At 63.8% G+C, this 16,961-nt stretch carries 15 protein-coding genes; 5 read left to right on the top strand and 10 right to left on the bottom strand.

The features are described from left to right. Positions 1-7: 7 nt before the first annotated feature. The 6 genes from QEP15_RS12205 to QEP15_RS12180 all read right to left on the bottom strand — a co-directional run bounded on the left by QEP15_RS12205 (position 8) and on the right by QEP15_RS12180 (position 5,948). The gene (locus QEP15_RS12205; RefSeq protein WP_056317588.1) at positions 8-709 is read right to left on the bottom strand and encodes an ABC transporter ATP-binding protein; all 702 of its coding nucleotides are present in this window, start codon (positions 707-709) and stop codon (positions 8-10) included. Further along, on the bottom strand, positions 709-1,476 hold the full coding sequence (gene livG, locus QEP15_RS12200; protein WP_152384380.1) for a high-affinity branched-chain amino acid ABC transporter ATP-binding protein LivG: 768 nt from the start codon (positions 1,474-1,476) through the stop codon (positions 709-711). The genes QEP15_RS12205 and livG overlap by 1 nt, the downstream gene beginning before the upstream one ends. Next, a complete protein-coding gene (locus tag QEP15_RS12195; protein ID WP_174245450.1) occupies positions 1,473-2,708 on the bottom strand; it encodes a high-affinity branched-chain amino acid ABC transporter permease LivM in 1,236 nt (411 codons plus the stop codon). Before QEP15_RS12195 ends, livG begins: the two co-directional genes overlap by 4 nt. Further along, positions 2,708-3,634, bottom strand: a complete 927-nt coding sequence (gene livH / locus QEP15_RS12190; RefSeq protein WP_056317577.1) for a high-affinity branched-chain amino acid ABC transporter permease LivH — start codon at positions 3,632-3,634, stop codon at positions 2,708-2,710. The genes QEP15_RS12195 and livH overlap by 1 nt, the downstream gene beginning before the upstream one ends. A gap of 191 nt (positions 3,635-3,825) precedes the next feature. Continuing rightward, positions 3,826-4,941, bottom strand: a complete 1,116-nt coding sequence (locus QEP15_RS12185; protein WP_056317574.1) for a high-affinity branched-chain amino acid ABC transporter substrate-binding protein — start codon at positions 4,939-4,941, stop codon at positions 3,826-3,828. A 452-nt stretch (positions 4,942-5,393) separates the two neighbouring features. Continuing rightward, positions 5,394-5,948, bottom strand: coding sequence for a queuosine precursor transporter (locus tag QEP15_RS12180; protein WP_175155433.1), 555 nt, complete (start codon positions 5,946-5,948; stop codon positions 5,394-5,396). A 520-nt stretch (positions 5,949-6,468) separates the two neighbouring features. Between QEP15_RS12180 and ugpB the strand changes: the two genes are divergently transcribed. The 4 genes from ugpB to QEP15_RS12160 all read left to right on the top strand — a co-directional run bounded on the left by ugpB (position 6,469) and on the right by QEP15_RS12160 (position 10,917). After that, complete coding sequence (gene ugpB, locus QEP15_RS12175; RefSeq protein ID WP_128829267.1) at positions 6,469-7,782, top strand: sn-glycerol-3-phosphate ABC transporter substrate-binding protein UgpB; 1,314 nt, start codon at positions 6,469-6,471, stop codon at positions 7,780-7,782. Between the two features lie 241 nt (positions 7,783-8,023). Then, positions 8,024-8,905 (top strand): sn-glycerol-3-phosphate ABC transporter permease UgpA, encoded by an 882-nt coding sequence (gene ugpA, locus QEP15_RS12170; RefSeq protein ID WP_152384377.1) that lies wholly within the window; start codon positions 8,024-8,026, stop codon positions 8,903-8,905. Positions 8,906-8,926: 21 nt separating this feature from the next. After that, the gene (gene ugpE, locus QEP15_RS12165) at positions 8,927-9,778 is read left to right on the top strand and encodes a sn-glycerol-3-phosphate ABC transporter permease UgpE (protein WP_056317563.1); all 852 of its coding nucleotides are present in this window, start codon (positions 8,927-8,929) and stop codon (positions 9,776-9,778) included. 50 nt (positions 9,779-9,828) lie between these two features. Further along, positions 9,829-10,917: a sn-glycerol-3-phosphate import ATP-binding protein UgpC gene (locus tag QEP15_RS12160; protein WP_062841130.1), complete on the top strand. Its 1,089-nt coding sequence runs from the start codon at positions 9,829-9,831 to the stop codon at positions 10,915-10,917. Between the two features lie 172 nt (positions 10,918-11,089). On the opposite strand, the gene QEP15_RS12155 is transcribed toward QEP15_RS12160, so the two are convergent. After that, on the bottom strand, positions 11,090-12,217 hold the full coding sequence (locus QEP15_RS12155; protein WP_056317555.1) for a branched-chain amino acid ABC transporter substrate-binding protein: 1,128 nt from the start codon (positions 12,215-12,217) through the stop codon (positions 11,090-11,092). Positions 12,218-12,486: 269 nt separating this feature from the next. Between QEP15_RS12155 and QEP15_RS12150 the strand changes: the two genes are divergently transcribed. Then, a complete protein-coding gene (locus QEP15_RS12150; protein WP_056317550.1) occupies positions 12,487-13,080 on the top strand; it encodes an RBBP9/YdeN family alpha/beta hydrolase in 594 nt (197 codons plus the stop codon). Between the two features lie 103 nt (positions 13,081-13,183). Here QEP15_RS12150 and QEP15_RS12145 read toward each other — a convergent pair whose 3' ends face one another. The 3 genes from QEP15_RS12145 to recG form a co-directional block, all read right to left on the bottom strand. Continuing rightward, complete coding sequence (locus QEP15_RS12145; protein WP_063954941.1) at positions 13,184-13,684, bottom strand: Dps family protein; 501 nt, start codon at positions 13,682-13,684, stop codon at positions 13,184-13,186. A 144-nt stretch (positions 13,685-13,828) separates the two neighbouring features. Continuing rightward, positions 13,829-14,779, bottom strand: a complete 951-nt coding sequence (locus tag QEP15_RS12140; RefSeq protein WP_056317544.1) for a LysR substrate-binding domain-containing protein — start codon at positions 14,777-14,779, stop codon at positions 13,829-13,831. 78 nt (positions 14,780-14,857) lie between these two features. Then, entirely contained in the window at positions 14,858-16,948 is a 2,091-nt protein-coding gene (gene recG / locus QEP15_RS12135; protein ID WP_128830054.1) for an ATP-dependent DNA helicase RecG, read from the bottom strand. Positions 16,949-16,961: the final 13 nt, after the last annotated feature.

Here is a 16,961-nt window from a genome sequence, read left to right as displayed (position 1 = left end):
GAAGAGGTCAACCGCCCAGGTAAGCCTTGCGGACCTGGTCGTTGACCAGCAGATTGGCGCCGGTGTCCTGCAGGACCACGCGGCCGTTTTCCAGCACGTAGCCGCGGTCCGCCACGCCCAGGGCCTTGTTCGCGTTCTGCTCGACCAGGAACACGGTCACGCCCTGCTCCCGGATTTCGCGAATGATGTCGAAGATCTGGGCGATCACCAGCGGGGCCAGGCCCAGCGTCGGTTCGTCCAGCAACAGCAGGCGCGGCCGGGTCATCAGCGCGCGGCCGATGGCCAGCATCTGCTGCTCGCCGCCCGACATCAGGCCGGCGCGCTGGCTGGCGCGCTCTTTCAAGCGCGGGAACAAGCCGTAGACGTGGTCGATGCCCGCCTCGATCTCGTCGCGCTTGGAAAAGAAGCCGCCCATCATCAGGTTCTCGGCGACGGTCAGGTCCTTGAACACGCGACGGCCTTCAGGCGAAATGGCGATGCCACTGCGCATGATGTGGTGCGTGTCCTTGTTCGTGATGTCTTCGCCTTCGAACGTGATCTTGCCTTCGCGCGCACGCGGATTGCCGCAGACCGTCATCAGCAGCGTGGTCTTGCCCGCGCCGTTGGCGCCGATCAGCGTGACGATCTCACCCTTGTTCACATCGACCGACACGCCGTTCAATGCCTGAATGGCGCCGTAGAAGGTGTGTATGTTTTCCAGCTTGAGCATCATTCCTCCCCCAGATACGCCTTGATGACGCGCTCGTCGTTGCGCACCTGATCCGGGGTGCCGGTCGTGATGGGCTTGCCATGTTCCATGACCAGAATCCGGTCCGAAATGCCCATGATGAGGCTCATGTCGTGCTCGATCAGCAGCACCGCGACGCCGAATTCGCGCCGCAACTGGTCGATGAGCGATTGCAGATCGCGCTTTTCCTGCGGATTCAGACCCGCCGCGGGTTCGTCCAGCATCAAGAGGCGCGGCTTGGTGATCATGCAGCGCGCGATCTCCAGGCGCCGCTGGTGGCCGTAGGCCAGATTGCCGGCTTCGCGGTTGGCGAATTCTCGCAGGCCCATGAAGTCCAGCCATTGCGCCGCGCGCGACAGCGCCTCGGATTCGGACTGGCGATAGCCCCTGGTCTTGAGCAGGCCCGGCAACAGGCGCGACTCGACCTGCGTGTGCTGCGCAACCAGCAGGTTTTCCAGCACCGTAAGCTGCTTGAACAGGCGCACGTTCTGGAACGTGCGCACCAGGCCGTGGCGCGCCACCTTGTGGCTGGCAAGACCCGTGATGGGCTTGCCGTCCATGATGATCTCGCCGGCAGTGGGCGCATAGAACCCGCCCACGCAGTTGAAGACGGTGGTCTTGCCGGCGCCGTTCGGGCCGATGATGGCAAAGACCTCGTCGGTCATGACCTCGAAACCCACGCTATCGACGGCCAGGAGGCCGCCGAACCGCATGGTCAGGCCGGATACTTTCAGCAATGCCTCGCTCATTTAGCCAGCTCCACGTGGGGACGCTTCATGGGCAACAACCCCTGCGGACGCCACATCATCATCAACACCATCACCAGACCGAACATCAGCATCCGGTATTCGGCGAACTCGCGCGCCAGTTCGGGCAGCACGGTCAGCAGGATGGCAGCGAGGATCACGCCTACCTGAGAACCCATGCCCCCCAGCACCACGATCGCCAGGATCAGCGCGGATTCGATGAACGTGAAGGACTCCGGATTCACCATGCCCTGCCGCGCCGCGAAGAACGCGCCGCCAAAGCCGGCAAACATGGCACCCAGCGTGAACGCGGACAGCTTGATGCGCGTGGGGTTCAGGCCCAGCGAACGGCAGGCGATCTCGTCCTCGCGCAGCGCCTCCCAGGCGCGGCCGACCGGCATGCGGATCAGGCGCGTGGACACAAACAGCGTCACCAGCGCCAGCAGCAGCGCCATCATGTACAGATAGATGACCATGTCCTGGTTCTGGAACGTCAGCCCGAAGAAATCGTGGAATGTCGTCCCACCCTCGGTGCTGGGGCGGCGCGTCATTTCCAGGCCAAAGAACGTGGGCTTCGGGATACCGGAAATCCCGTCCGGACCACCGGTCATCTTGTTCAGGTTGATCAGCAGCAGGCGGATGATTTCACCGAAACCCAGCGTCACGATGGCCAGGTAGTCGCCGCGCAGCCGCAACACGGGAAAGCCCAGCACAAAGCCGAACAGCGCGGACATGGCGCCGGCAAACGGCAGCGCTTCCCAGAAGCTCCAGCCGCCCCAGTGGTAGAGCAGCGCGTAGGTGTAGGCGCCCACCGCGTAAAAGCCCACGAAGCCCAGGTCCAGCAGCCCCGCAAAACCCACCACGATGTTCAGGCCCAGGCCCAGCATCACGTAGATCAGCACCAGCGTGGCGATGTCCACGGAGCTGCGCCCCGCGAAGAACGGCCAGATCACCGCGATGGCCAGCAGCAAGATCATCAGCGGCTTGTGGTTCCTGGCCGGGGCCGAGGACAGCGTCGGCAGGCTGGTCTTGAGCTTTTTGAACGGAATGGCCAGCCAGGGCCGCAGCAGCTGGAAGACGAACACCACGGCGGCGGCCAGCGCCACCAGCGACCAGTTCGACTCCATCGACGTGCGCGCACCCTGGCGGATGAGCTGCAGGCCAAAGACCGGGGTGACGATGACCGCCGTCAGCACGGCCGCCATCGTGGCGTTTTTGAGATTGTTGGTCGACATCAGACTTTTTCCACCTCAGGTTTGCCCAGCAGCCCGGTGGGACGGAACAGCAGAATCAGGACCAGCAGCGAAAACGCCACGATGTCCTTGTACTGCGACGAGATGTATGCGGCCGCGAAGGTCTCGGCCAGGCCCAGCAGCACGCCGCCCAGCATGGCGCCGGGAATGCTGCCGATACCGCCCAGCACCGCCGCCGTGAAGGCCTTGATGCCGGCCAGAAAGCCGATGAAGGGATTGAGCTTGCCGATGGTGATGGCGATCAGCACGCCGCCCACCGCCGCCAGGATCGCGCCCATCACGAACGTGAACGAGATCACGCGGTTGGTGTCGATGCCCAGCAGATTGGCCATGTGCATGTCCTGCGAGCAGGCGCGCGAGGCACGGCCCATGCGGGAGTACTTGATGAACAGCGTCAGCCCGATCATCAGCACCACGGTGACCACGATGATCATGATGCGCGAATACGGCACCGTCACGTCGAAGTCCGATCCCATGTGGAACTGCACGGCGCCGGACACCAGCGAAGGCACGGCCATGTCGCGCGCACCCTGACCGAGGGCCACCCAGTTCTGCAGGAAGATCGACATCCCGATGGCGGAGATCAGCGCCACCAGCCGGGGGCTGCCGCGCACCGGACGATACGCCACGCGCTCGACCGAAAAGCCGTAGATGCCGGTGACCGTGATGGCCACGAGCAGCATGGCCGCGATGATGAAGGGGGTCGGCAATCCGCTATTGGTGCCGATGGCCGTCAAGGTGACCAGGCCCACATAGGCGCCGATCATATAGATTTCGCCATGGGCGAAGTTGATCATACCGATGATGCCGTAGACCATTGTGTAGCCGATGGCGATCAACGCATAGATCGCTCCCAGGGACAATCCGTTGAAGAATTGCTGGGTCAGTTGGGGTATGAGATCAGACATGATTCTATTGCTCCAAATGGTTCCGGCCCCGGTAGAGAGACCCGGAGCCGGAAACCTGGGCGTATTTTATAAGGGCCTGTCGTCGCCGCCTTGCCGGCCGCACAGCGCTTTTGGCGCATCGCTACGCGGATTTCGGCAAGACGGAGACGGCAGGCCCTACACGCCGGCAACACGCCGGCGGGATCGCGAGTTTACAGCTGGGTCTTCTTTCCGTCCTTGTCCCATTTATAGACAGCGAACTCGAAGTCCTTCAGATCGCCCTTGGCATCGTATTCGACCTTGCCGATGCCGGTATTGAAGGTGGTCTTGTGCATGTAGTCGGCAACCTTGGCGGGATCTTCGCCAACGGCGTTGATGCTGTCGGCCAGGATCTGGACCGCGGCGTAGGCCGGCATCTGGAAGGCGCCGTCCGGATCGCGCTTGGCGTCCTTGAAGGCCTTGACGATGCTTTCGTTGCCCGGCAGCTTGGTGAAGTCGGCGGGCAGCGTCACGAGCAGGCCTTCGATGGCCGGGCCGGCGATTGCCACCAGGTCCTGGTTGGCCGTGCCTTCCGGACCCATGAACTGGACCTTCAGACCCTGTTCACGCGACTGGCGCAGCAGCAGGCCGAGCTCGGGGTGGTAGCCGCCGAAATACACCAGATCGACGCCAGCCGACTTGAGCTTGGTGATGATGGCCGAGTAGTCGCTGTCGCCGACGTTGATGCCTTCGAACATCGCGACGTTGACGTTCTGCTTGGCCAGCGCGTCCTTGACCTGGGTGGCCACGCCCGAACCATAGGTCTGCTTGTCGTGCAGCACGGCGACCTTCTGGGGCTTGAGCGTCTTGGCGATGTAGTTGGCGGCGTACGGGCCTTGCTGGTCGTCGCGGCCGATCGTGCGGAAGAAGAAATGCGGCTTGATGGTGTCGGTGACCAGGGGCGACGTGGCGCCCGGGGTGATGCCGACGATGCCCTCTTCCTCGTAGACCTTCACGGCGGCAACCGTGACGCCCGAGCACGCATGGGCCACGGCGAATTTGGCGCCGGAGTTGACCACGCGGTTGGCGGCAGGCACGGCCTGCTTGGGTTCGCAGCCGTCGTCGATCAGGATGGGTTCGAGCTTCTTGCCCTTGACGCCGCCCTTGGCATTGATGGTTTCGATGGCGGTCAGCGCGCCGGCCTGGATCTGGTCGCCGTATTGCGTGTTGGGACCGGTCATGGGCTGGGGAATGCCGATCTTGATCGTGTCGGCGGCGTGCGCGGCGCCAGCCAAGGCAAGTGCCCCAAGCGCCATGGCTACCGGGGTAAGGCGATTCAGAAACTTCATGCGGAGTTCTCCAGCGAGGTTTTGAGCGGCTCTGTCCAACACGGTTTATCGGGAGAGTACCCCTTTGTCCGCATTGCCCGTCGCCGGCTTCTTGGGCAAAAACACGGTGTGGGCGGTATTCTGAAAGCAAGCCGTCATACTGTCACTGCGTGTAATCCCCAATATTTCAAGCGCGGCATTTAATCGTGACGCATAGCCCGCGTAAAGGCGTGAAATCAATGGAGAAATCGCAATTCCGACCCCAAAGTTGGCTGGCGTTTCGCTGGGATTTATGCTTGCCGGGTTTTATGAAAAATCATTAATACGGCGTTTAATCGCATATTTAAATACAGTCCTTACGCAGGACTTACTACAACCGCATCAATTAATACTCGCGGCCATTAATAAAAAGCCGCGCGTCCTGCGCTGCAGGCAGCCAGGAAGGCGCGGCTTCAAGAACAAAAACGGGGGAATCAGGCGTTCGCGGGCCTTGCCAGATTCCACATCAATGCCCGGAACGGCGCCAGCATGCTGATATTGACGACCAGCTTGATGGCCAGGTCGCCCAACATCCACGTTACCCAGGGCGCGCCGGTGGCCGCGAACGCCACGCTGAAGAACACGGCCGTATCCAGGATGGCGCCCAGCACGCCCGACGCCAGCGGCGCGCGCCACCAACGCTGGTCGCGCAGGCGGTCGAACACCTGAATGTCGACGAGCTGCGCACATATATAGGCCAATCCCGACGCCAGCGCGATGCGGGGAGACGCCACCCACACCGACACCGCGAGCGCGGCGGCAAAGCCGAACCACACCACACGCCGGGCCGCGGCCGGACCAAAGCGGCGGTTCAGGACGTCGGTGACCAGGAAAGCTACCGGGTAGGACAGCCCGCCCCACGTGAGCCAATCGTTAAGCGGCACCTGCACCAGGATGTTGGAGCCGACCACCACGGCCAGCATGCACAGCACCGAGATGCCGAACTGCAGGCGGGTCATGGCGGGAAAGCGCGCGGCGACCGTGGTCATCGCGCGCACTCCGGCGCGCACCGCGGCTGACGGCGACCGCCCGCCGAACGGCCTTTCACGGCCCCTTCTTGACCACATTGACGTGTCCTGGCCACAACACCTGGCATGTTCCGAGTCGCGGCCGCGAACACGCCACGCGCGATGCGTGCGGACCCGCTGGCAAAGGCGCGCGCGATGCGCGTCCCGCATGGCCGCGGTGCCCGCGCATCCTGGTTAATGTCAATGACATGAACGCCCCTGGCGGCGCATACTCTGCGGGCCTGCCGCGAGGCCCGCGCGGCCGTCCCGCAGCTATCGCCAATGAACGCAATCGAAAGTTCGTTTTCCATAGGCGGCGATTGTAAACGGTCGGCTCCCTGCACAAGGAATCGCAAAATGTTCGTTCGCGCCTAAAACGCGCAATTTGACAGGCGTCTGTAGGGATGTGAAAGTCACGGTTTTGTCACAAACAATTCATAAGGTGTCGTGTTTCATGCGGCCGGACAACCCGTTCGCAACACGCCCAACTGGAGAACCCTTTATGCGATCCCATCGTATTGCACTGACTTTTGCCGCCATCATGACGGCTTTCGCCGGCGCTTCCGCGCAAGCAGCCACCGAGATCCAGTTCTGGCATTCGATGGAAGGCGCTCTGGGCGACCGCGTCAATGGCCTGGTCGACGAATTCAACAAGAAGAACCCCGACTACCAGGTCAAGGCCATCTACAAGGGCAACTACGGTGAATCCATGAACGCCGGCATCGCCGCGTTCCGCGCCGGCAACGCCCCGGACATCCTGCAGGTCTTTGAAGTGGGCACCGCCACCATGATGTACGCCAAGGGCGCCATCAAGCCGGTGCAGCAGATGTCCGAAGAAGCCGGCAACCCGATCGATCCGAAGGAATTCATCGGCGCCGTGGCTGGCTATTACTCGTCGGCCGACGGCAAGCTGGTGTCGATGCCGTTCAACAGCTCGACCGTCGTCTTCTACTACAACAAGGACGCCTTCAAGAAGGCTGGCCTGGACGCCGACAATCCCCCCAAGACCTGGGAAGAACTGGCCGCAGCCGGCCAGAAGCTGAAGGCCGCGGGCCAGGAATGCGGCTACACCACGTCGTGGCCGTCCTGGACCCAGCTCGAGACCTTCTCGGCCTGGCATAACGTGCCGTACGCCACCAAGGACAACGGCTTCGGCGGCCTGGATGCGCGCATCGCCATCAACACCCCGCTGCACGTGCGCCACCTCGAGAACCTCGCCAAGCTCGGCAAGGAAGGCATCTTCATGTACGGCGGCCGCGGCGACGAGCCCAACTCGCTGTTCATCAGCGGCAAGTGCGCCATGATCACCGGTTCGTCCGGCCTGCGCGCCAACATCGCCAAGAACGCCAAGTTCGAGTTCGGCACCTCCACGCTGCCCTACTACGCCGACGTGAAAGGCGCGCCGCAGAACACCATCATCGGCGGCGCCTCGCTGTGGGTCTTCGCCAACAAGAAGCCCGAAACCTACAAGGGCGTGACCGCGTTCTTCAAGTTCCTGGCCAGCCCCGAAATCGCCGCCCGCTGGCACCAGCAGACCGGCTACGTGCCCGTCACCAAGGCCGCGTACGAGCTGACCAAGAAGGAAGGCTTCTACGACAAGAACCCGGGCACCGAAGTGGGCGTCAAGCAATTGAACGTCGAAACCACCGCCCAATCGCGCGGTCTGCGTCTGGGCTTCCTGCCCCAGATCCGCGAGATCGAGGACGCTGAAATCGAACGCATCGTCTCGGGCAAGGTTGCCCCCAAGGACGGCGCCGAGAACATCGTCAAGCGCGGCAACGAGCTGCTGGAAAAGTTCGAGAAGAGTGTAAAGTAACGCCCTTTCGCGCGGCTTGACCGCCGCCTTGTCAATCGGCATTTTCCATGCCGTGACAAGGACCCTGTTGCGACAAGGACAAACGAGGCTTAAAGCCCTGGTTTTTAAGGGGCTTTAAGCCTATCGTGTTTTTATGAGTGCCGGTGCTTTCGGGCTCCGGGCGCCACGCGCGGCACGCGCGCTGGCGGTTTCAGGCGGCGGTTATTTCAACCGCCGCTTTTCTGTACCTTGGGTTCCCCCTATGGAAAAACGCGTTGTATTCGGGCACAAGACCTTGCCCTATCTGCTGCTCCTGCCGCAGCTGATCATTACCGTGGTGTTCTTCTTCCTGCCCGCCGGACAAGCCATGTGGCAGTCCATGCGCCTTGAAGATCCCTTCGGTCTGTCCTCGCAATTCGTCGGCCTGGACAACTTCATGGACCTGTTCTCGCAACAGGCCTACCTGGATTCGTTCCGCGTCACCGCCGTATTCTCGGTGCTGGTGGCCGGCGTGGGCCTTGGCGTGTCGCTGGTGCTGGCCGTGATGGCCGATCGCGTGATTCGCGGCGCCGGGCTCTACAAGACCCTGCTCATCTGGCCGTATGCCGTGGCGCCCGCCGTCGTCGGCGTGCTGTGGCTGTTCCTGTTTTCGCCTTCCGTCGGCATCCTGGCCGTGGCCCTGCGCAAGTCGGGCGTGGACTGGAACCCGCGCCTTGACGGCAACCAGGCCATGGTCCTGGTGATCGTCGCCGCGGTCTGGAAGCAGGTGTCGTACAACTTCCTGTTCTTCCTGGCCGGCCTGCAATCGATCCCGCGCTCGCTGATTGAAGCCGCCGCCATCGACGGCGCCAGCCCCGCGCGCCGCTTCTGGACCATCGTCTTCCCGCTGCTGTCGCCCACCACGTTCTTCCTGCTGGTGGTCAACATCATCTATGCATTCTTCGACACCTTCGCCGTGATCGACACGACGACGCAGGGCGGGCCCGGCACGTCGACCTCGATCCTGGTCTACAAGGTGTACAGCGACGGCTTCCGCGGCCTGGACCTCGGTTCGTCCGCCGCCCAGTCCGTCGTCCTGATGTTCATTGTGGTTGCCTTGACGGTCGTGCAGTTCCGCTACGTCGACCGCAAAGTGCAGTACTGATTTTGTTCGAGGCTGATAACAATGGTTGAACGCCGTCCCTGGCTGGATATTCTGGCCCACGTCATTCTGCTCTGCGGCGTGGCGATGGTGGCATTTCCGCTCTACGTCACTTTCGTCGCGTCCACCCAGACCGCGCAGGAAGTCGCTCAAGCGCCGATGTCCCTGATTCCCGGTCCGCACTTCGTGGACAACTACATGAAGGCCCTCTTCGGCGGCTCGTCGGGCGGTTCGTCCGGCGCGCCCGTCGGCCGCATGATGTACGTGAGCCTGATCATGGCGCTGGCAATCTCGATCGGCAAGATCGCGATCTCGCTGCTGTCTGCATTCGCGGTCGTGTACTTCCGCTTCCCCGGCCGCATGTTCTTTTTCTGGATGATCTTCGTCACGCTCATGCTGCCGGTCGAAGTCCGCATCGCGCCCACCTACAAGGTCGTGGCCGATCTGGGCTTGCTCAACAGCTATGCGGGCCTGACCTTGCCGCTCATCGCGTCGGCCACGGCCACGTTCCTGTTCCGCCAGTTCTTCCTGACGGTTCCGGACGAGCTCATCGAGGCTGCCCGCATCGACGGCGCGGGGCCCGTGCGGTTCTTCCGCGACGTGCTGCTGCCCCTGTCCAAGACGAGCATCGCCGCACTGTTCGTGATCCAGTTCATCTACGGCTGGAACCAATATCTGTGGCCGCTGCTGGTTACCACGCAGGAAGACATGTATCCCGTCGTCATCGGCATCAAGCGGATGATCAGCGGCGGCGACAGCGTGACCGAATGGAACATCACCATGGCCACCGCCATGCTCGCGATGATCCCGCCGGCGCTGGTCGTCATCCTGATGCAGAAATGGTTCGTCAAGGGTCTGGTCGACACTGAGAAGTAACGCCGCCCCACCCGCGCCCACCCGAACACGACTCTGAACACGAATAACTCATGGCTACTCTCAGCTTCCGCAACGTCAAGAAAACCTACGCCGGCAACGTGCCGGTCATCCATGGCATCGACATGGATGTCAAGGATGGCGAATTCATCGTCATCGTCGGCCCCTCGGGCTGCGGCAAGTCCACGCTGATGCGCATGGTCGCCGGCCTGGAAACCGTGACCAGCGGCGATATCGTCATTGACGACAAGGTCGTCAACACGCTGGAACCCGCCGAGCGCGACATCGCGATGGTGTTCCAGAACTACGCGCTCTACCCGCACATGACCGTGTTCGAGAACATGGCCTACGGTTTGAAGATCCGCAAGTTCTCCAAGGACGAAATCAAGAAGCGCGTCGACGCCGCCGCGCAGATCCTGGAACTGGGACACCTCTTGGACCGCCGTCCGCGCGCCCTCTCGGGCGGCCAGCGCCAGCGCGTGGCCATGGGCCGCGCCATCGTGCGCGAACCCAAGGTGTTCCTGTTCGACGAGCCGCTGTCCAACCTGGACGCCAAGCTGCGCGTGGCGATGCGCCTTGAAATCATGAAGCTGCACCGCCGCCTGGGCACCACCAGCCTGTACGTGACGCACGATCAGGTCGAGGCCATGACGCTGGCGCACCGCATGATCGTCATGTACCAGGGCGTGCCCGAGCAGATCGGCACCCCGATGGAAGTCTTCGAAAAGCCCGCGTCGACGTTCGTGGCCGGCTTCATCGGCTCGCCGCCCATGAACCTCATGGAAGTCCAGGTGTCCGGCGACGGCACCGTGCAGACCGCCGACGGCAACCAGCTCGAGATCTCGCCGTTGCAGGTGCCTTCGCAGGTTCGCGGCCGCAAGGTCATCATGGGCATGCGCCCCGAGCACATGCTGTTGAACACGCAGGGCATTCCCGCCGAAGTCGAAATGGTCGAGACGCTGGGTTCGGAACAGCTTGTTCACTGCCGCTGCGGCAAGAGCACGCTGGTCGTGCGCTGCACGACGCGCCAGCTGTCCGAGTCGTCCGCCAAGGTCGGCATGCAGGTCAACGTGGGCCCCGACGGCCGCCATCCGCTGCACTGGTTCGAGGCCGACACCGGCCGCCGCGTCCAGGGCCTGTAAGCGGCGGGGCCTCTGCCCCCTGCCCCTGAGGCGCAATAACAAACCGGGCCGCAAGCAGATCGCTTGCGGCCCGGTTTTTTTTGCGGCGTCTGATGCGTGTGACCTGATGCCCCACACGCGGTACGTACCGTTCGCGTGACAGCGGGCCGGTAGCGGCCCGCCGCACTGCGCTTTACTTGTAGACGGTCTTGGAGCCGTCCTTGTGCCACGTGAAGACGTCGAACTCGAAGTTCGTCAGGTCACCCTGCTTGTTCCACGACACCTTGCCGATCGGCGTATCGAAGGAATTGGCATGCAGGTACTTGGCGACCTTGGTCGGATCGTCGGAACCCGCGCCCTTGATGCCGTCCGCGATGACCTGCGTGGCGGCGTAGGCCGTCATCTGGAAAGCGCCGCTGGGATTGCGCTTTTTCGCCTGGAACGCCTTGACGATGTCGGCGTTGGCGGCGTTCTGCGTGAAGTCGGCCGGCAGCGTCAGCAGCATGCCTTCGACGGCGTCGCCCGCGATGGCGTTGATGTCCGGGTTGCCCGTGCCTTCCGGACCCATCCATTTGGCCTTCACGCCCTGCTCGGCCGCCTGGCGCAGCAGCAGGCCCATTTCGGGGTGGTAGCCGCCGTAATAGACGAAGTCCACGCCCTGGCTCTTGAGCTTGGTGATGACGGCCGAGTAGTCGCTGTCGCCGGCGTTGATGCCTTCAAACACGGCGACGGTCACGCCGCCCTTTTCCAGGTCGTTCTTGACCGCGGTGGCGATGCCCTGGCCATACGACTGCTTGTCGTGCAGCACGGCGACCTTCTTGGGCTTGATCTTGTCCAGGATGAACTTGGCGGCGGCGGGGCCCTGCTGGTCGTCGCGGCCGATGGTGCGGAAGATGAACTCGTAGTTCTTGCCGTCGGTCAGGGCCGGCGACGTGGCCGACGGGGTGACCATGACCACGCCTTCGTTGTTGTAGATGTCGGCAGCGGCGATGGTGGCGCCCGAGCACACGTGGCCCACGACGAAACCGATCTTGCTGTTGACGACGCGGTTGGCGGCGTTGGGACCCTGCTTGGGTTCGCAACCGTCGTCGATCACCACGGTTTCCAGCTTCTTGCCATTGACGCCGCCGGCGGCGTTGATGCGCTCGACCGCGGTATCGACCCCTTCACGGACCATATCGCCATACTGCGTGACCGCACCGGTGGTGGGGCCGACGACGCCGATCTTGATGGTCTGCGCGTGCGCGGCCGCGCCAAACGTCAAACCAGCGGCGACGCCCAGCGCTGCGATGACCGGGGTCAGACGGAATACTGGCTTCATGAGTGGACTCCTCGAATGACTTGTAATCGTTGATCCATCAACGGGCTGACGGCCGGATAACGTAGATGTCATGCCCGTTGGCGGGTGCATTTGCACGGCAAGCATACACTGAAATATCGCGGCTTTTGGCCGGGTTTGCGCAGGGTTTTCCGCGGTTTTGTGATGCACTGCGGCATGCTGCGGGGCACCTCGGCTTATTCCAAACGCCGTATATGCAAAAGACCATTAATTCGTTTGAGTTACTAACGCGCGGCGGCATCATGTGCCGCATGAGACTCCAACCGATAATCGTCCCGGGCTGGAAAAACTCCGGCCCCGATCACTGGCAATCCCGGTGGCAGGCCCTGTTGCCAAACGCCCGGCGGATCGAGCAGCACGACTGGGAAAACCCCTGCGCGGCCGATTGGATATCCCGTCTGACGGCCGAGGTGGACGAAGCCCGCAGTCCGGTCCTGCTCGTGGCCCACAGCCTGGGCTGCCTGATCAGCGCTTCGCTGCCGGTGCCGCTGCGCGCCAAGGTCGCCGGCGCGCTGCTGGTCGCGCCCGCCGACGTCGAACGCCCGGACACCCCGGCGTGCCTGCGCGGCTTCGCGCCCATCGCACGCCAGCCGCTCTCGTTTCAAAGCGTGGTCGTGGCCAGCGACAACGACCCCTATTGCACGCTGGAACGCGCGCATGCGTTCGCCGCGGACTGGGGCAGCCGCATCGTCGTGCTGGCTGGCGCGGGCCATATCAATGCCGAAAGCGGACTCGCCGACTGGCCGCAGGGCTTGAAGCTGCTCGGGGCGCTTCGACGCCGGGCATCCTGGCGGATTCCCCCGCCGCCCAAGCGCATTCCGCCCGTGCCGCTGTACGACTTCTGACGCAAACCGCGCAAGCAAAAAAATGGCCGCCCGATCAGGACGGCCAATATATTGGCGCGTATCGCGACGGCCGCCTCCCCGTGACGGGAAAACGGCCATCGGATTACTGCAGCAGGCTGCGCAGCATCCACGCATTCTTTTCGTGCACGTCCAGACGCTGCGTCAGCAGGTCGGCCGTGGGCTGGTCGTTGGCGGCGTCGGCCTTTTCAAAGGCGGCGCGCGCGGTCTTGGCGACCGATTCGTTGCCGTCGACCAGCAGGCGCACCATTTCCAGCGCGTCCGGCACCGAGTCCGGCTCGGCGATCGAGGAAAGCTTGGCGTATTCGCGGTACGTGCCCGGCGCGTAGTGGCCCAGCGCGCGGATGCGCTCGGCGATGCTGTCCAGCGCATTCCATTCTTCGGTGTACTGCGTCATGAACATCAGGTGCAGCGTGTTGAACATGGGCCCCGTGACGTTCCAGTGGAAGTTGTGCGTCATCAGGTACAGCGTGTACGAATCGGCCAGCAACTTGGACAGTTCACCGGCAACCGCGGCGCGGTCCTTGTCCGAAATACCGATGTTGATGCGCGGAACGCTCGAGGTCTTCTTGGTGGACTTGGCCATTGCTAGCTCCTATGGAAAAAGGCGGAAATAAGAATACCACTGCAAACACGACAGAACGGGTGTTGAGACAAAGCCGTTCTCAATATGGCCTGCGACCGATTGACGCGGCGCAAAGACGCGCCGCGCACCGGCGGCCGCGGCCGCTCAATCCTGCACCGCAGCCGCTTCGCCGGCCAGCATCTTCACGCCCGGCAGATCGCATTCATAGACGGCTTGCGCCAGCGCCTCGATCGCCGCCAGACGCGGGAAGCTGCGCCGCCAGGCGAGCACCACGCGGCGCTCGGGCACATGACCTTCGAACGGCAGGTAGCGCAACAGGCTGTTGGAGGGCGGGTTCTCGGGCACGGCGGTCACGGGCAGCACGGTGACGCCGATCCCGGCCGCGACCATGTGGCGAATGGTTTCGAGCGAAGAGCCTTCGAAGGTACGCTGGATGCCGTCGCTGGCCGCCGAGAAGCGCGACAGTTCGGGACAGACTTCAAGCACCTGATCGCGGAAGCAATGGCCGCTGCCCAAAAGCAGCATGGTCTGCTGCTTCAGATCCTGGGCATCGATGGCCTTGCGCTTGGCCAGTTCATGATCGTTGGGCACCGCCACGACGAAGGGCTCGTCGTAGAGCGGCTGCATGACCAGGCCGGCTTCGGGCAACGGCAAGGCCATGATGGCGCAATCGATTTCGCCCTGGCGCAGCAGTTCCACCAGCCGCACCGTGAAGTTTTCCTGCAGCAGCAGCGGCATCTGCGGCGTGCGGCCGATCTGCACGGGCACCAGCTTGGGCAGCAGGTACGGACCGATGGTGTGGATGACGCCAACGCGCAGCGGGCCGGCCAGCGGGTCGTGGCCTTGCCGGGCGATCTCCTTGATGCTGGCGCTTTCTTCCAGCACCTTCTGCGCCTGCGCGACGATGCGCTGGCCGATGGGCGTCACCCCGACCTCGGAGCCGCCGCGCTCGAACAGGGTCACGCCCAATTCGTCTTCCAGCTTGCGGATGGCCACGGACAGCGTCGGCTGGCTGACGAAACAGGCCTCGGCCGCGCGGCCAAAGTGCCGCTCGCGGGCGACGGCGACGATGTACTTCAGTTCGGTGAGAGTCATGGTGGACTACGCCCCCGGGGTTATGCGCCGGCTCCGAGGCCGGCGGTAGAGGATTCAAGGTGAATGTCGGGCCGCATGTCAGGTCCGCAGGAAGTCTTCGCGGCCGCGCATCCAGCGGGCCAGGTGGGCCTGGACGGCGTCTGGATGCTCGGCGCGCAGCCACACGGCGGCATCGCGCGCGTCTTCGGCAATCGCCGCGTCGGTTTCCAGATCCGCAAAGCGCAGGAGCGCCATGCCGGACTGGCGCGTTCCCAGAAATTCGCCGGGACCGCGCTGCTCAAGGTCGCGCCGCGCGATCTCAAAGCCGTCGGAGGTCTCGAACATGGCGCGCAGGCGTTCTCGCGCAACCTGGGACAGCGGCGTCTGGTAGAGCAATACGCAAACGGACTCGGCCGTGCCGCGCCCCACCCGCCCGCGCAGCTGATGCAGCTGGGCAAGGCCGAATCGCTCGGCGTGTTCGATCACCATCAACGACGCATTGGGCACGTCGACCCCGACTTCGATGACGGTTGTGGCGACCAGCAGATCGATCTCGCCGTCGCGGAAAGCCTGCATCACCGACGCCTTCTCGGCTTGCGGCAGGCGGCCGTGCACCAGTCCGATCCGCAGGTCCGGCAGATCGGCGCGCATGCCCTCGTAGGTGTCGACGGCGGTCTGCAGTTCAAGGGCCTCGCTTTCCTCGACCAGCGGACAGACCCAATAGGCCTGCTGGCCGCCGCGCGCCGCCTGCGCGATATGGGCAATGACCTCTTCCCGGCGCGCGTCGGAGACCAGCTTGGTTACCACGGGACTGCGTCCGGGCGGCAGCTCGTCGATCACGGACACGTCCAGATCCGCGAAGAACGTCATGGCAAGCGTGCGCGGAATGGGCGTGGCGCTCATGTTGAGCTGATGCGGCACGATGCGGCCGCGCACGGTCTCGCCCTTGCGCGTGAGGGCAAGGCGCTGGCCGACGCCGAAGCGATGCTGTTCGTCCACGATGGACAGGCCCAACCGGTGGAATTCGACATGGTCCTGGATCAGCGCCTGCGTGCCGACGACAAGCTGCACGCTGCCGTCAGCTGCCGCAGCGGCGGCTTCCCGGCGGGCCTTGGCCGAAAGGCTGCCGCTCAGCCACGCGACATTCACGCCCAGCGGCTGCAGCCAGGACACCAGTTTGCGAAAGTGCTGCTCGGCCAGGATTTCCGTGGGCGCCATCAGCGCCACCTGCGCGCCGCCTGCAATGGCCTGCGCGGCCGCGATGGCGGCCACGACGGTCTTGCCGCTACCCACGTCGCCCTGCAATAGGCGATGCATGGGATACGGCTTGGCAAGGTCCGCCGAGATCTCCTGCACGACACGCTGCTGCGCGCCAGTCAGCTTGAACGGCAGCGTTTCGTACAACCGGGCGACCAGACCCCCTGCCCCGTTCTGCGCCGGCAGTGACTCGGCTTCCTTGATGCGGCGCGCCGCACGGGCGGCGGCAAGCGACAGCTGCTGCGCCAGCAGTTCGTCGAACTTGATCCGCCGCCACGCCGGGTGCACGCGATCCAGCAAGGCCTGTTCGGATTCGCCCTGCGCAGGCGTGTGCAGCGCACGGATGGCGGGCTCGAAGGGCGGCAGGTCGTAGCGGGCGCGCGCCTCGTCCGGAAGGGTGTCGGACAGGTCCGCGGTATTGAGCGCCTGCGCGATGGCGCGCCGCAAGGCCGGCTGCGGCAATCCTTCAGTGGTGGGGTAGACGGGCGTCAGGGCGGTCGGAAGGGGCGAATCGGCGTTGGTCAGCCGCGGATGCACCATCTCGCGTCCGAACAACCCGCCGCGCACTTCGCCACGGGCGCGCAGCCGCTTGCCGACAGTGACTTGTTTCTGTTGGCTGGGATAGAAATTCAGCCAGCGCAATTGCAGTTCGCCGCTGTCGTCCGCCAAGGTGGCGGTCAGTTGGCGCCGCGGCCGGTACAGGACCTCGGATTTGGTGATCTCGCCTTCAACCTGGCCGGCAAAGCCCGGGCGAAGCGAACTGATCGGGATGACGCGCGTTTCGTCTTCGTAGCGCAGCGGCAGGTGCAGCACGAAATCCTCGGGCAGCACCAAGCCCAGGTTACGAAGCTTGCGCTCCGTATCCGTCATCGCCTTGCCGGCGCCGTTCTTGTCGGCGCCGGTACGTTTGGAGGCCACGGCTGCGGCCGGCATGTAGGAACGAACC

Origin of the sequence: Achromobacter mucicolens (assembly GCF_029866465.1) — a bacterium.
GTDB classification, from domain to species: Bacteria; Pseudomonadota; Gammaproteobacteria; order Burkholderiales; family Burkholderiaceae_B; genus Achromobacter; species Achromobacter mucicolens.
This window is presented reverse-complemented; position numbering and strand designations above follow the sequence as displayed.